12 protein-coding genes are annotated in these 14,051 nt (G+C 58.6%); 6 read left to right on the forward strand and 6 right to left on the reverse strand.

Translation table 11 applies throughout. The annotated features are described in order from the left end of the window. The first annotated feature begins 21 nt into the window (after positions 1-21). From BMY98_RS23805 to BMY98_RS23815, 3 genes are all read left to right on the forward strand, one after another. Positions 22-1,083 (forward strand): GmrSD restriction endonuclease domain-containing protein, encoded by a 1,062-nt coding sequence (locus BMY98_RS23805; protein ID WP_074892829.1) that lies wholly within the window; start codon positions 22-24, stop codon positions 1,081-1,083. Positions 1,084-1,174: 91 nt separating this feature from the next. Then, a complete protein-coding gene (locus BMY98_RS23810) occupies positions 1,175-1,621 on the forward strand; it encodes a hypothetical protein (protein WP_139214568.1) in 447 nt (148 codons plus the stop codon). Between the two features lie 36 nt (positions 1,622-1,657). After that, positions 1,658-2,005, forward strand: coding sequence for a hypothetical protein (locus tag BMY98_RS23815; protein ID WP_074892833.1), 348 nt, complete (start codon positions 1,658-1,660; stop codon positions 2,003-2,005). 59 nt (positions 2,006-2,064) lie between these two features. On the opposite strand, the gene BMY98_RS23820 is transcribed toward BMY98_RS23815, so the two are convergent. The 4 genes from BMY98_RS23820 to BMY98_RS23835 form a co-directional block, all read right to left on the reverse strand. After that, positions 2,065-3,312 carry a ribonucleotide-diphosphate reductase subunit beta gene (locus BMY98_RS23820; protein ID WP_037012114.1) on the reverse strand — a complete coding sequence of 416 codons (1,248 nt, stop codon included), beginning with the start codon at positions 3,310-3,312 and terminating at the stop codon, positions 2,065-2,067. A gap of 638 nt (positions 3,313-3,950) precedes the next feature. Further along, a complete protein-coding gene (locus BMY98_RS23830) occupies positions 3,951-4,559 on the reverse strand; it encodes a putative adenosine monophosphate-protein transferase Fic (RefSeq protein WP_074892837.1) in 609 nt (202 codons plus the stop codon). Beyond that, complete coding sequence (locus tag BMY98_RS27065; protein ID WP_139214569.1) at positions 4,559-4,729, reverse strand: YhfG family protein; 171 nt, start codon at positions 4,727-4,729, stop codon at positions 4,559-4,561. Before BMY98_RS27065 ends, BMY98_RS23830 begins: the two co-directional genes overlap by 1 nt. Before the next feature lie 237 nt (positions 4,730-4,966). Continuing rightward, a complete protein-coding gene (locus tag BMY98_RS23835; RefSeq protein ID WP_074892839.1) occupies positions 4,967-7,882 on the reverse strand; it encodes a ribonucleoside-diphosphate reductase subunit alpha in 2,916 nt (971 codons plus the stop codon). 1,347 nt (positions 7,883-9,229) lie between these two features. On the opposite strand from BMY98_RS23835, the gene BMY98_RS23840 reads away from it, so the two are divergent. Genes BMY98_RS23840 through fhuF form a run of 3 tightly spaced genes read left to right on the forward strand, consistent with a single transcriptional unit; the run spans position 9,230 to position 12,354 of the window. Next, a complete protein-coding gene (locus tag BMY98_RS23840) occupies positions 9,230-9,967 on the forward strand; it encodes a response regulator (protein ID WP_074892841.1) in 738 nt (245 codons plus the stop codon). A 3-nt stretch (positions 9,968-9,970) separates the two neighbouring features. Then, positions 9,971-11,623: an ATP-binding protein gene (locus BMY98_RS23845; RefSeq protein ID WP_074892843.1), complete on the forward strand. Its 1,653-nt coding sequence runs from the start codon at positions 9,971-9,973 to the stop codon at positions 11,621-11,623. Continuing rightward, the gene (gene fhuF / locus BMY98_RS23850) at positions 11,581-12,354 is read left to right on the forward strand and encodes a siderophore-iron reductase FhuF (RefSeq protein ID WP_074892844.1); all 774 of its coding nucleotides are present in this window, start codon (positions 11,581-11,583) and stop codon (positions 12,352-12,354) included. The genes BMY98_RS23845 and fhuF overlap by 43 nt, the downstream gene beginning before the upstream one ends. Here the strand turns inward: fhuF and BMY98_RS23855 are convergent. Next, on the reverse strand, positions 12,305-13,030 hold the full coding sequence (locus tag BMY98_RS23855) for a 4'-phosphopantetheinyl transferase family protein (protein WP_217648330.1): 726 nt from the start codon (positions 13,028-13,030) through the stop codon (positions 12,305-12,307). The two genes, fhuF and BMY98_RS23855, sit on opposite strands and share 50 nt — an antisense overlap. A 344-nt stretch (positions 13,031-13,374) precedes the next feature. Continuing rightward, a partial coding sequence (locus tag BMY98_RS23860) for an IS3 family transposase (protein WP_083398875.1) occupies positions 13,375-14,051 on the reverse strand: 677 nt, incomplete at its 5' end.

The following is a 14,051-nucleotide window of genomic DNA, read 5'->3' on the forward strand; positions in this document are numbered from 1 at the left end:
ACGTGAGAGGCTTCGAAGGGAATGAGTGATTCAGAAGATTGGGATATCGACCCCACCGATACTGACACCGATGATGAGGATAGTCAGCCTGTTTATCACATCTCTAATTACCCTGCGGACTTAACTCTTCGGGGCTATTTCGATAAGTACAAAAGTGGTCAGCTCATTATTCCTGAGTTTCAGCGGAACTATGTATGGGATCAGAAAAAGGCCAGCAAGCTGATTGAGTCATTCATGCTCGGTCTTCCTGTTCCTGGTGTCTTTCTTTATAAAGTCAGGGGTACGAACCAGCTATCAATTGTTGACGGTCAGCAGCGGATAATGTCAGCGATTCGATTCTTCAGTAATAGGTTCGACGAGAAAATCTTTCGGTTAAGTGGCGTGCTTCCCAAATGGCGAAACAAAACATTCGAAGAGCTCGACGAGTCTGATCGGTTTTTATTAGATGATACTGTGCTGCGTGCGACAGTTATTCAGCAGTTAGACCCCGAGGATGACTCCAGTATCTATCATATTTTCGAACGGTTGAATACTGGGGGGATCAACCTCAATGCAATGGAGATACGAAGATGCGTCTATCATGGGAAGTTTGCAGAGATTCTGCAGCACCTCAATGATTTTGACCTTTGGCGACAAGTAATCGGTAAGCCGAAAGAGGATAAGAGGCTTCGGGATGTTGAGTTGATATTGCGCTTGCTGACACTCCAGTATAAGTGGAATACATATGAGAAGCCGATGAAGAACTTCTTAAGTTCTTTCATGGCTCAGGTCAACCGCATGCCCCAAGATCAAGCTGAAGCGTTTTTTTCTAAGATCGAGAGTGATTTTTATAGAGTAGTAGGCCTTATCCATTCTGAGTTAGGTCCCAAGCCCTTTCATATAAGAGGGCCTTTAAACTACGCTGTTATCGACTCCATATTCGTTGCGCTTGCAAATCTTCCGGACGTGCAAGGCGACTTGGCGGTCCGTTACCAAGCGCTCTTGAAGGATCGGGATTTTGTTAACGCAGTCTCGGTCAGTACGAGCGATGATAAGTCCTTACAAATTCGAATAGCTAAGGCTTTCGAGTATTTAAGAGGCTGACCCTATGTTGCTAAGGACGAGGGCTGCGCTTGAAGAATGTAAAGATCACTTGGCATTTACGAACTCATGGAATAGCAGTGTTGAGTCATATTTGACTCAGCATATATTGGTTATTCTTTGTGCTGAAATTCAGCAGTCTATTTATTTAATACTTGAGTCGCGGCTAGCAAGTGCGGAAGATGCAGAGTTGAAGAACTTTGCGATTACAACAGGAAAAAAATGTCTGCGGAGCGTAGGCAAGGCCGAGATATCTGGCTTTCTTGGTTTTTTTAGCACTAGCGCTAAAAATTATCTAAACGACAATATAGATGACGTAACTGTGAGCCTTTACAATAATGCTATTGCGAGCCGGCATGATGTCGCTCATAGCGTGGGCACAAAGATAACCTTCTCGGAGTTAGAGAAGGTTTTAGATGCATCGATCTTGTTTTTGACCGTCGTAAATGATGCGGTTTTTGCTTCAGTTGCTAAGACTAATCTAGATAATCCAACTGCAACGTCCGCGCTGGACTTTTTACACCCGCCAGTGCCGCGCTAAGTTCCCCTAATTAAAGATACTTGAGGAGGAGTGACTATGAACAATAAACCCGTATTGCTAGAGCCAGCCTGCCTAAAAACTCTTACTGCCGTTGAGGCACATCCTAATCGCTCCAATCAACATGAGTTTAATGGGGTGGCTGCCCTAAAAACGATTTTTGGAACGGATAAATCAAAGCATGTGGGCCGGTTTTCTGTCCGGGGCTCAACAGTCGTTGATGAGGTAACAGTCACTTGGTATGAGTCTAGAGAAAGTAGCCCAACTCGATCTGAGTATCGACTCTACTTCCAGACTAATGCCGTAATGGCGCTAGCCGTGGCAGGGGACGACATCTTGATCGGTCTAGATAAGCGCGGTGTTCTAAATTTTATTCTGATGAAATAGCCTGTCGCGCTTTGATCTTTAAAGGGGCCGCCATATTGCAGCCCCTCTTTTCAAGATATTTAATCCCAGCTCAAAGCCCCACCCGTCTGATACTCAATAACCCGCGTCTCAAAGAAATTCTTCTCTTTCTTCAAGTCCATGATCTCGCTCATCCATGGGAACGGGTTAGTGGTCCCTGGATACTCTTCCTTCAAACCAATCTGGCTCAAACGACGGTTCGCGATGAACTTGAGGTAGTCCTCCATCATCGCTGCGTTCATGCCAAGTACGCCGCGAGGCATGGTGTCGCGGGCGTATTCGATTTCCAGCTGGGTCCCTTGCAGGATCATCTGGGTTGCTTCTTCCTTCATTTCGGCGTCCCACAGGTGTGGGTTTTCGATTTTGATCTGGTTGATCACGTCGATGCCGAAGTTCAGGTGCATGGACTCGTCACGCAGGATGTACTGGAACTGTTCTGCGACGCCGGTCATTTTGTTGCGGCGACCCATGGAGAGGATCTGGGTGAAGCCGCAGTAGAAGAAGATGCCTTCCAGAACGCAGTAGTAGGCGATCAGGTTGCGCAGCAGTTCTTTGTCGGTCTCGACGGTGCCGGTTTCGAACTTCGGATCGGAGATCGAGCGAGTGTATTTGAGGCCCCAGGCTGCCTTTTTGGCGACCGACGGGATCTCGTGGTACATGTTGAAGATCTCGCCTTCGTCCATGCCCAGCGATTCGATGCAGTACTGGTAGGCGTGGGTGTGGATCGCTTCCTCGAAGGCCTGGCGCAGGATGTACTGGCGGCATTCAGGGTTGGTGATGAGGCGATACACGGCCAGCACGAGGTTGTTGGCAACCAGGGAGTCGGCGGTGGAGAAGAAGCCCAGGTTGCGCAGGACGATGCGGCGCTCGTCGTCGGTCAGGCCTTCCGGGTCTTTCCAGAGGGCGATGTCCGTGGTCATGTTGACCTCTTGCGGCATCCAGTGGTTGGCGCAGCCGTCCAGATACTTCTGCCAGGCCCAGTCGTACTTGAAAGGCACGAGCTGGTTGAGATCGGCGCGGCAGTTGATCATGCGTTTTTCGTCGACCGCGACGCGGGCGGCGGAGCCTTCGAGTTCGGCAAGACCTTCAGCGACGTCCAGCTTGTCCAGCGCGGCTTTGGCGCGGGCAATGGCGTCGGAGTCGTTTGCGCTGACGGCGCGGGCTTCAAGCGCAGCAGCACCACCGGCGCTGTCGAGTTTGTCCATCGCAGCTTCCGAAGCGTGGCCGGCGTTGGCGCCTTTGGCGGGTTCAGCGGCGTCTTCTTTGTCGAATTCGTCCCAGCTCAGCATGGTGAGGAGGCTCCTGCTAGAGGACCGGTTTTACGCGGCCTGTGGATTTGAGTAATCGGTTTGCTGCTGTTGTGACACGGGTCACGCCATACAGCGGTCGAGAGAAGTCTCTCTGAAATCTATGTGTTCGGGGTTCCGGTGAAGGCTGTCAGGCGCGAGGGCCGTCATCCGGGAGAGGAGCAAAACGCTGACACGGCAGACGAGTGATGACCATAAAACTCTGGTCGACTTGGGCTGCGCAGGTGGTCATGGCGTTGTCCTTGATTAGGGGGCGCGAGTATACGGAAATTTGCTCCGCACGTCTGTGCTGCGACCCGTATATCCGTCATTTTCAGCGGTCGTTCGACAGGGCGAACGCGCGCTGGATTTTTCTTGACCTGACGGTGATTCACTGATTCTGAATCGCCTATCTTGTGTTCTGTGGCGTAAGAATACACACGATATGGTGTTTGTGAAACTGTGTATTTCGTCATCTGTCGGTGTTTGTGATGTAGGTCAGCGGCTCCTAAAAGCTCTTGAACCTGAAGACGCCCGAGATACGTGCCGTCCATGGATGCGCGAGCCCATACGCTACTCATTTCGATGACGGCCGACCTGACAAAAGGCGCTCGCGCTCGTGGTGTTTGAATCGAGGAGCGTCAATCAGCCGCAGCCCCAATCGCCCCCCCAACACACCGCTCAAACACCCGCACCATCCCCTCATAATCACACCCCACCGCATCCACATTCGCCCGTATCCATTCCTCCGCTTCCACCGGCCACCAACTGATCTCGAACCCCGCATTCACGATAATGTGCTCGAACAGAATCCGCTGCGCACGCCCATTCCCTTCGCGAAACGGATGGATCATGTTCAAATCCCCAAACAGCTCGGCACTGGCCGCAATCAAGTGCCCACGATCCAGCTCCTGAAACCAGTTTGCGTCGGCCAATGCCTTGAACAGCTTGTTGGCCTCGGGCTCGATGCGGTGGGTCACGCAGAAGTGGGTCTGCTCCTTGGAGATGTCGACGGTGCGCAGTTCACCCGCCCAGTCGTAGAGATCAGCGAACAGCTGGCGGTGGATGGCTTGCAGGTAGGGCAGGTCGTAGGGAGGAGGGGAGAAGTCGATGGCTTCAGCGGCGACTTCGGAAAGGTCGCGCTCGGCTTGGGCCAGGGTTTTTGCATCGGTGAGGTCGAGGCGGTTGCGCAGCACGGTGCTGCCGGGCGGACAGTAAGGGTCTTGTCCGACGCCGTATTTGTCGACCATCAGGCCTGTTTTTTGCGGTAGCTGGTGAGCAGCTCTTCCCGGGAGGGCAGGCGGCGTTCGGAGTCGGCGGGCGAGCTCTCGAAACCTTCCAGACGCAGGCTGGCGGCGTAGTTGGAGCGGCGCGTTTTGGCGCAGTAGGCTTTTTTGGACTCTAGCGAGGCAGCTGGCATGGGGCGTTCTCCTGGCTTGGCAAGAGGGGAGTGTAGCCGAAAGGGGGGAGGGGCAGCGAGTGCCGGGAGCGTTTAGGCTCCCGGGTCGCGGTGTTGCTTGAACCGCTTCGCGAGCAAGCTCACTCCTACAGGTTCTGCGGTGTGAGCGAGGACTTCGCGAGCAAGCTCACTCCTACAACTAGAGCGAGCTGTTGGCGGGCAAGCGCGCCTACAAAGAGGTGCGCTTGCCAGCGGGTTTTACTGGCAGGCTTCGCAGTCCGGCTCGTCGATCGCGCAGGCTTTTGGCACTGGCGCTGGACCGGCCGGTGCCGCTTCGGCTGGACGCGGGGCGGTGATCGCCGAGTCGTCCGGGCCGTGGCCGCCGCTGGAAACGGCGTTCAGCTTGCCGGTGTTGATGGTCGACTTCTCGGTGCTGGTCGCGGCCAGGGCACGGAGGTAGTAAGTGGTTTTCAGACCACGGTACCAGGCCATGCGGTAGGTCACGTCCAGCTTCTTGCCCGATGCGCCGGCGATGTACAGGTTCAGCGACTGGGCCTGGTCGATCCACTTCTGACGACGGCTGGCCGCGTCAACGATCCACTTGGTGTCCACTTCGAAGGCGGTCGCGTAGAGGTCTTTCAACTCCTGCGGGATGCGCTCGATCTGCTGCACCGAACCGTCGTAGTACTTCAGGTCGTTGATCATGACCGAGTCCCACAGGTCGCGGGCTTTCAGGTCGCGGACCAGGTACGGGTTGATCACGGTGAATTCGCCCGACAGGTTCGATTTCACGTACAGGTTCTGGTAAGTCGGTTCGATCGATTGCGAGACGCCGGTGATGTTGGCGATGGTCGCGGTCGGTGCGATGGCCATGATGTTCGAGTTACGAATGCCTTTCTGAACGCGAGCGCGAACCGGCGCCCAGTCCAGGCTTTCTTCCAGGTCGACGTCGATGTACTTCTGGCCACGCTGTTCGATCAGGATCTGTTGCGAATCCAGCGGCAGGATGCCTTTGGACCACAGCGACCCCTGGAACGTCTCGTAGGCACCGCGCTCGTCCGCCAGATCGCAGGAAGCCTGGATCGCGTAGTAGCTGACGGCTTCCATCGAGCGGTCGGCAAATTCCACGGCAGCATCGGAGCCGTAAGGGATGTGCTGCAGGTACAGCGCGTCCTGGAAGCCCATGATGCCCAGACCGACCGGACGGTGACGGAAGTTGGAGTTCTTCGCTTGCGGCACCGAGTAGTAGTTGATGTCGATCACGTTATCGAGCATGCGCACGGCTACGTCGATGGTGCGCTTGAGCTTTTCGGTGTCCAGCTTGCCGTCGACGATGTGGTTCGGCAGGTTGATCGAGCCCAGGTTGCAGACCGCGATCTCGTCCTTGTTGGTGTTCAGGGTGATCTCGGTGCACAGGTTCGAGCTGTGGACCACGCCCACGTGCTGCTGTGGCGAACGCAGGTTGCACGGGTCTTTGAACGTCAGCCATGGGTGGCCGGTTTCGAACAGCATGGACAGCATTTTGCGCCACAGGTCTTTGGCCTGAATGGTCTTGAACAGTTTGACCTTGCCTGGGTACTCGGTCAGCGCTTCGTAGTACTCGTAGCGCTCTTCGAAGGCTTTACCGGTCAGGTCGTGCAGATCAGGCACTTCGGACGGCGAGAACAGGGTCCATTTGCCGTCGTCGAAGACACGCTTCATGAACAGGTCAGGGATCCAGTTGGCGGTGTTCATGTCGTGGGTACGACGACGATCATCACCGGTGTTCTTGCGCAGCTCGATGAACTCTTCTATGTCCATGTGCCAGGTTTCCAGGTACGCACAGACAGCGCCTTTGCGCTTGCCGCCCTGGTTCACTGCAACAGCGGTGTCGTTGACCACTTTCAGGAACGGAACGACGCCCTGGGATTTGCCGTTGGTGCCCTTGATGTAAGAGCCCAGCGCACGAACCGGCGTCCAGTCGTTGCCCAGACCGCCTGCGAATTTGGACAGCATGGCGTTGTCGTGGATGGCGTGGTAAATGCCCGACAGGTCATCCGGAACGGTGGTCAGGTAGCAGCTCGACAGCTGAGGACGCAGGGTGCCGGCGTTGAACAGTGTCGGGGTCGAGGCCATGTAGTCGAAGGACGACAACAGGTTGTAGAACTCGATGGCGCGGTCTTCGCGGGCTTTCTCTTCGATCGCCAGGCCCATGGCCACACGCATGAAGAAGATCTGCGGCAGTTCGAAACGGATACCGTCCTTGTGGATGAAGTAACGGTCGTACAGGGTCTGCAGGCCCAGGTAGGTGAACTGCTGATCACGCTCGTGGTTGATCGCCTTGCCCAGTTTTTCCAGGTCGAATTCGGCCAGCACAGGGTTCAGCAGTTCGAACTGGATGCCTTTCTCGATGTAAGCCGGCAGTGCCTTGGCGTACATGTCGACCATTTCGTGGTGGGTGGCGCTTTCGGCGACACCGAGGAAACCCAGGCCTTCGGCACGCAGGGTGTCCATCAGCAGGCGGGCGGTGACGAACGAGTAGTTCGGCTCACGCTCAACCAGGGTGCGGGCGGTCATCACCAGTGCGGTGTTGACGTCGGTCAGCGCAACGCCGTCGTACAGGTTCTTCAGGGTTTCGCTCTGGATCAGGTCGGCATCGACCTCGGCCAGGCCTTCGCACGCTTCGGTGACGATGGTGTTCAGGCGGCCCATGTCCAGCGGCGCGAGGCTGCCGTCTTTGGCGGTGATGCGAATCGACGGGTGCGCCTGAACCGGGGTTTCGCCAGCGGTGCGACCGGCACGCTCCTTGGAGCGCTCGTTGCGGTAGATCACGTAGTCGCGGGCAACTTTCTGCTCGCCGGCGCGCATCAGTGCCAGTTCGACCTGATCCTGGATTTCTTCGATGTGGATGGTGCCACCCGACGGCATGCGGCGCTTGAAGGTCGCGGAGACCTGTTCGGTCAGGCGCGCAACGGTGTCGTGGATACGCGACGAAGCGGCAGCGCTGCCGCCTTCAACTGCGAGAAAGGCCTTGGTGATGGCGACGGTGATCTTGTCATCGGTGTACGCAACGACGGTGCCGTTACGCTTGATCACACGCAGCTGACCCGGAGCGGTGGCGGACAGGTCCTGCTGGGTCGCACCTGTCTGCGGCGCGGTGGCCTGCGGATTCTCGCGAGTTGTGTCTGTTTGCATGGGTGTCTCCACGTTCTTTAAGTTTGATTGGGCGCAAAATGCGCGCCCACCGTTTCGTCTTGCGGCAGTGGACTGACAAACGTCAGGCCATGACTTCAGGACGAATGGGAAGGTGGATTTACCCTCCCTGGCGTTGAAGTCGAAAAGGGTGCCGGACCTGAGTCCGTCACCCTGAAAACTGTTGCAGAATGCGCGTGTGATGTTGCAACACGTGTGCCGCTGCGCGCAGATCCCAAGGCTGGGTGGTCTGCCATTCGCGCGGGCGGGGTAAAGCGGTAGATTCGGGGGTTATTCAGCCCTTCGTACACACGTCATGCGCGAGAAAAAAACCTTGAAATCGCGACATAAGTTGTGTTTGGGATTTAGACAAAAACCCTACATGTAGGGTCTGTGCCGTCGAAGGGCTACAAGATATGCGTTTCGGACACTTACTGCAACGCATGACCTGTGGATAAAGCTGTGTGTAATTTGTGTGTGAAACGGCAAAATCCCGTGTAGGCCGCATGGCGTCTGGGATGGGCCGCTGGTCACTGTTTTTTCATCGCGGAAAACGCCGATGAAAAACAATTGCCCGGTTTTTTGAGGGCGCGAACGCTATCACAAAAAACGTATTTGGCAAGGGCGATTCTGGAGTGGATCTGCGTTGGCTGAGGTTTCCGGGTCAGGCATGGATCTGTGGGAGCCGGCTTGCTGGCGAATGCGGTGGATCAGATGGAATGACCGGCACAGGCAGATCGCATTCGCGGGCAAGCGCGCTCCTGCAGTTGATCTGCGTTGGCGGAGATTTCGGCGTCGGGCGCAAGATCTGTGGGGGTCGGCTTGCTGGCGAATGCGGTGGGTCAGGTGGAATGGGCGGCACAGACAGATCGCATTCGCGGGCAAGCGCGCTCCTACAGTTGATCTGCGTTGGCTGAGGTTTCGGCGTCAGGTGCAGGATGTGTGGGGGGCGGCTTGCTGGCGAAGGCGGTGGGTCAGGTGGAATGGTCGGCACAGACAGATCGCATTCGCGGGCAAGCGCGCTCCTACAGTTGATCTGGGTTGGCGGAGGTTTCGGCGTCGGGCGCAGGATCTGTGGGGGGCGGCTTGCTGGCGAAGGCGGTGGGTCAGGTGGAATGGGCGGCACAGGCAGATCGTATTCGCGGGCAAGCGCGCTCCTACAGTTGATCTGGGTTGGCGGAGGTTTTCGGGTCAGGCATAGATCTGTGGGAGCCGGCTTGCTGGCGAATGCGTTGTGTCTGCCACCCGATTTGCCCATGATCGGGCGCATCGCGGGGAATCGCTGCCCGCACCTTCCAAAATCGCGAATGTAAAGCCGGCTATTAATAAGAAAAAACAAGGAGCCTCACCGTGCAGCCACAACCCTGGCAGGTGCTGATCGTCGAGGATGACCAGCGGCTGGCCGAACTCACCCGCGACTACCTCGAAAACAACGGCCTGCGCGTGAGCCTCGAAGGGGACGGCGCGCGGGCGGCCCGGCGCATCATCGACGAGCAGCCGGATCTGGTGATTCTCGACCTCATGCTGCCCGGCGAAGACGGCCTGAGCATCTGCCGCAAGGTGCGCAGCCACTACGACGGCCCGATCCTGATGCTCACCGCGCGCACCGACGACAGCGACCAGATCCAGGGGCTGGACATGGGCGCCGACGATTACGTTGGCAAACCGGTGCACCCCCGGGTGCTGCTCGCGCGCATCCATGCCTTATTAAGGCGCAGCGAAACCCTCGAAAGCCCTGTCCAGGCACAGCACCGTCTGGAATTCGGCGCGCTGGTGGTGGACAACACCCTGCGCGAAGCCTGGCTCAACGACCAGAGCGTCGAACTGACCAGCGCCGAATTCGACCTGCTGTGGCTGTTGGTCGCCAACGCCGGGCGCATCCTCTCTCGCGAAGAGATCTTCACGGCCCTGCGCGGATTCGGCTATGACGGCCAGGACCGCTCCATTGATGTGCGCATCTCGAAAATCCGCCCGCGTATCGGTGACGACCCCGATCACCCGCGCCTGATCAAGACCGTGCGCAACAAGGGTTACCTGTTCGTGCCCCACGCCGCCGCGCAACTGCCTTCCCTCAAGCGCGACGGCTGACCGATGAATTCCATCTTCCTGCGCATCTATGGCGGCATGCTCGGCGTTCTGGTGCTGGTGGCATTGCTCGGCGTGCTGACCCTGCATCTGGTCAACGCCGTGCGCGCCGATCACTACCGCGAGCAATTGGCCCACGGCACCTTCACGCTGATGGCCGACAATCTGCGCGGCATGAATGACATTGAGCGCACCCGAGCCCTCGCCGTGTGGGAACGCCTGCTGGGCATTCCGCTGGCACTGGAGACCGCCGAACACGCGCATCTCGAAGGCAGCGCCCGTAGCCGGTTGAGTCGCGGGCAGGTGGTGGTCGAGCAGACCGGGCCCCATGCCGCGCAGGTCTTTCGTGAGGTCGAGCCAGCGCTGTCGGGCAATCCGTCCAGCGGTTTGCTCCTGACCGGCGAGGTGCGGCAGATCAGTGAGCAACTGGCCCGCGCGACGATCTTTCTGTTGCTCGACGAACTGGTGCGTCTGCCCGTCGATGAGCAGCCGGCGCGGCTGGAAACGTTGCGCCAGAGCAAGGGGTTCGGCTTCGACATGCAGCTGATCCGGCTGGAGAAGCTGGATGTCGACGATGACCAGCGTCGGCGCATCGACGAGGGCGACACGGTGATGGCGCTGGGCAAGGGCGGCGACTCGATCCGCGTGCTCTCCGGCGTTGGCGAAACCCCGTGGGTGCTGGAGATCGGTCCGCTGTTCCAGATGAACCCCTATCCGCCGGAGTTGCTGATCCTGATCACGTTTCTTGGCCTGTGCCTGATCGGGCTGGTGGTGTACTTGCTGGTGCGTCGGCTCGAGCACCGGCTGCGCGGGCTGGAAGCGGCGGCCACGCAGATCGCCCAGGGCAGCCTGGAAACTCGCGTTCCTGTAGCAAGTGCGGGGGCGGGCGCGGACTCGGTCGGGCGGCTGGCGTCCGCATTCAACGGCATGGCCGAGCACCTGCAGCGCTCGCTGATGATCCAGCGCGAACTGGTCCGCGCCGTGTCCCACGAGCTGCGCACGCCGGTGGCGCGGCTGCGTTTCGGGCTGGAAATGATCAACGACGCCACGACCCCGGAAGCGCGGGATAAATACATGGTCGGCATGGACAGCGATATTCAGGACCTCGACAAGCTGGTCGACGAGATGCTCACCTACGCGCGCCTGGAGCAGGGCGCGCCGACCCTGAATTTCCAGCGCATCGACCTGGACGCCCTGATCGAGCAGGTGATTGCCGAACTGGCGCCGCTGCGGCCGAATATCAGTGTCAGGCTCGGCGAGTGCGTCGATGCGCTCAACCGTGTCGGATCAGGGGAAGAGCATTGGGTCGAGGCCGAACCGCGTTACTTGCATCGCGCGTTGCAGAATCTGGTGAGCAACGCCATGCGCCACGCCGAGTCTGAGGTGCGCATCGGCTATCAGCTGAGTGAAGAGCGCTGTCGCATCGACGTCGAAGATAACGGCCCCGGCGTACCGGAAAGTGCCTGGGAACGGATCTTCACGCCGTTCATGCGCCTGGACGACAGCCGCACCCGGGCGTCGGGCGGCCATGGACTGGGGTTGTCGATCGTGCGTCGCATCATCCACTGGCATGGCGGCCGCGCGTTGATCGGGCGCAGCCAGACCCTGGGCGGTGCGTGTTTCAGCCTGGCCTGGCCGCGTCAGCAGGGAGAGGCGTGATGCTCAGCGGCGCGCTGGCCGAGTTTGCCCGCACGGTGGTGATCGATGAAACCCGGCCCGTGTTGCCGTTGACCGAGCTGTTGCGGGATGAGGCTCTGGATCGCTTGCTGCTGAAGGTGTATGGGCCGGAGTTGATGAGGGATCAGTTGCCGGTGCTGGTCTCGCAATGGATGAAGTATTACGCGATGCAGCTGATTCCGCCGGTGGTGGTAGTGAGTCTGGCCCATGGGCTGGGGTGGCCACTGGGGCTGGAACTGCTGAGTTTCGCGCTTCACGAGCAGGGTCTTCTGGATGGGGTGCGCTTTGAGGGGGCCGTCATACAGGTGCCGGTTTCAGACGATCCGTTCGAGCGGTTTGCGCCGCTGCTGGGGAATCTGCAGCAGGTGATCGACCGCTTGAGTGATTACGGCGATGTGCCGGCGGCCGTGCTGTGGGGCAACGCCGGGGATTATCTGGAGACCTGCTTGCGGCAGCTGTCCGCGTTGAGCGACGTTTCCGTTGTTGCGGGGTATGGGCTGTTGCGTGAAAGGCTGGGGCCGGATGGGCGGCGCAATCCGCTGTTCCAATCCGTTCGCTATATAGAGAGGAACGGGCAGACGGTTCGGCAGCGGCGCACATGCTGCCTGAGTTATCGGGTTGAATGGGTGGGGCGGTGTGAGCATTGTCCATTGGGCGCGGCCGTCAGCCCCGAATCGCCACCAGACTCAACAGCTGCCCGTCCTGCACGCTGAACTGCGCGTCCAGTTCCTTGCCGTTGTGCCATTCTTCCGAAAGATCGATCTTCAGCCGCAGCCGCGCGGTGCCGTCGTCAGACCATTCCAGCAGCTCGGCGTCCTCGAAATAAAAGCGCTTGAGCACGATGGGGTAGAGCGCCTTGAACAGGCTTTCTTTCAGGGAAAAGGTCAGGGTGACGGCCTTGACTGTTTCGTGCTCGGGCCCGGCGTTCAGTCGCTGCATTTCCGCCGGAGTCAGAATCTCACCCACCAGACGCGCGGCGCGCTCGTGGCTCATCAGCTGTTCGACGTCCAGGCCCAATCCGCGCCAGTCCGTTTTGCGCGCGACGATCGCGGCGGCCCAGCCGGTGCTGTGGGTGATCGATCCGGTCAGGTCCTGCGGCCAGATCGGCGCGCGGTCTTCGCCGATGAGGGGGACGTGGACGCGGCCGTCCAACCGTCGCATCGCCTCACGGGCGCACAAACGACCGGCGAGAAACTCCGTCTGCCGCTTGGCGACCGACCGCTGAATGGAGGCGGGGGGCTCGATGAGACAGCGCTGAAAATCACCGTCGACGAGCTTTTGCGGATCGAACCGACTGCTCACCAACACCACATCCGCCAGCCCGTGGGGCAACGGCCAGTGAGCGGTGAGGGCAGGGCAGCAGTCGGGGAGTGTCGGGGATCGAGTCATGCCCGGCATTCTGCCGGAACCGCCGCGTCGTGCGCAAAACCGGTTTGCCGCCGAACGCAAAAGCATAGGACCCGCAACACCGGTTTGTGGCGAACGTAAATCCACGGCCAGCGCACAACCTGTAGGAGCGCGCTTGCCCGCGAATGCGGTGTGTCAGGCGACATTGATGGCACAGGCAGACCGCCTTCGCGGGCAAGCGCGCTCCTACATTGGATCTGCGGCGACCGCGAGATCGTGGGCATCCGCAACACCGGTTTGCGGCGAACGCAATGGTGCAGGCACACGCAAAACCTGTAGGAGCGCGCTTGAACTGGTCAAGTAATTCTGGACACCCGTTTAGGTTTTCAAGCAGCCGCTCCCTCCGCAGCCACAGGCGACCTGTAGCCGTTGTAGCTGTGGGGCCGACGGCTGTTGTAACGCATGACATAACGCTGCACGTCCAGCTGTGCTTCATGCGCTGACGAATATCCTTCTTTAGGCACCCATTCCGATTTTAGGCTGCCAAAAAATCGCTCCATCGGGGCGTTATCCCAGCACTCGCCTTTGCGACTCATGCTCTGCCTTAAGCCATGGGTCACCAACTCATTACGGAACTTATGGCTGGTGTACTGACAGCCCTGGTCCGAGTGAAACAGCACATCCTTAGGGCGCCCGCGAAGCTCAACCGCCATCCTTAATGCCTCACAAGTCAGCGAAGCGTCCGGCGTCATCGAAAAGGACCAACCCACAATCCTGCGTGCAAACAAGTCGAGCACTGCAGCGAAATACATCCATTGCTTACCCACTTTTATGTACGTTACATCCCCGCACCACACGGTATTGGGGGCATCCACATCAAACTTGCGTTTGAGCAGATGCGGCGCCACCAATGCCTCGACCCCTGAAGATTTGTATTTGTGCGGCCGACGCTGACAGCTTATGACCCCGGATTCACGCATGAGCGTGCGTGCCATGTACCGGCCTACCTGATGCCCTTCGCTGCGAAGATCACTGGACAGCGTTCTTGCGCCCGCTGATCCCC

The organism is Pseudomonas graminis, from assembly GCF_900111735.1.
Lineage (GTDB): Bacteria > Pseudomonadota > Gammaproteobacteria > Pseudomonadales > Pseudomonadaceae > Aquipseudomonas > Aquipseudomonas graminis.

What these genes read in the sequence shown, in the direction of transcription:
- BMY98_RS23805 (WP_074892829.1), top strand. Translation starts at nt 22, where the DNA reads ATGAGTGATTCAGAAGATTGGGATATCGACCCCACCGATACTGACACC.
- BMY98_RS23815 (WP_074892833.1), top strand. Translation starts at nt 1,658, where the DNA reads ATGAACAATAAACCCGTATTGCTAGAGCCAGCCTGCCTAAAAACTCTT.
- BMY98_RS23820 (WP_037012114.1), bottom strand. Translation starts at nt 3,312, where the DNA reads ATGCTGAGCTGGGACGAATTCGACAAAGAAGACGCCGCTGAACCCGCC.
- BMY98_RS23830 (WP_074892837.1), bottom strand. Translation starts at nt 4,559, where the DNA reads ATGGTCGACAAATACGGCGTCGGACAAGACCCTTACTGTCCGCCCGGC.
- BMY98_RS27065 (WP_139214569.1), bottom strand. Translation starts at nt 4,729, where the DNA reads ATGCCAGCTGCCTCGCTAGAGTCCAAAAAAGCCTACTGCGCCAAAACG.
- BMY98_RS23835 (WP_074892839.1), bottom strand. Translation starts at nt 7,882, where the DNA reads ATGCAAACAGACACAACTCGCGAGAATCCGCAGGCCACCGCGCCGCAG.
- BMY98_RS23845 (WP_074892843.1), top strand. Translation starts at nt 9,971, where the DNA reads ATGAATTCCATCTTCCTGCGCATCTATGGCGGCATGCTCGGCGTTCTG.
- BMY98_RS23855 (WP_217648330.1), bottom strand. Translation starts at nt 13,030, where the DNA reads ATGACTCGATCCCCGACACTCCCCGACTGCTGCCCTGCCCTCACCGCT.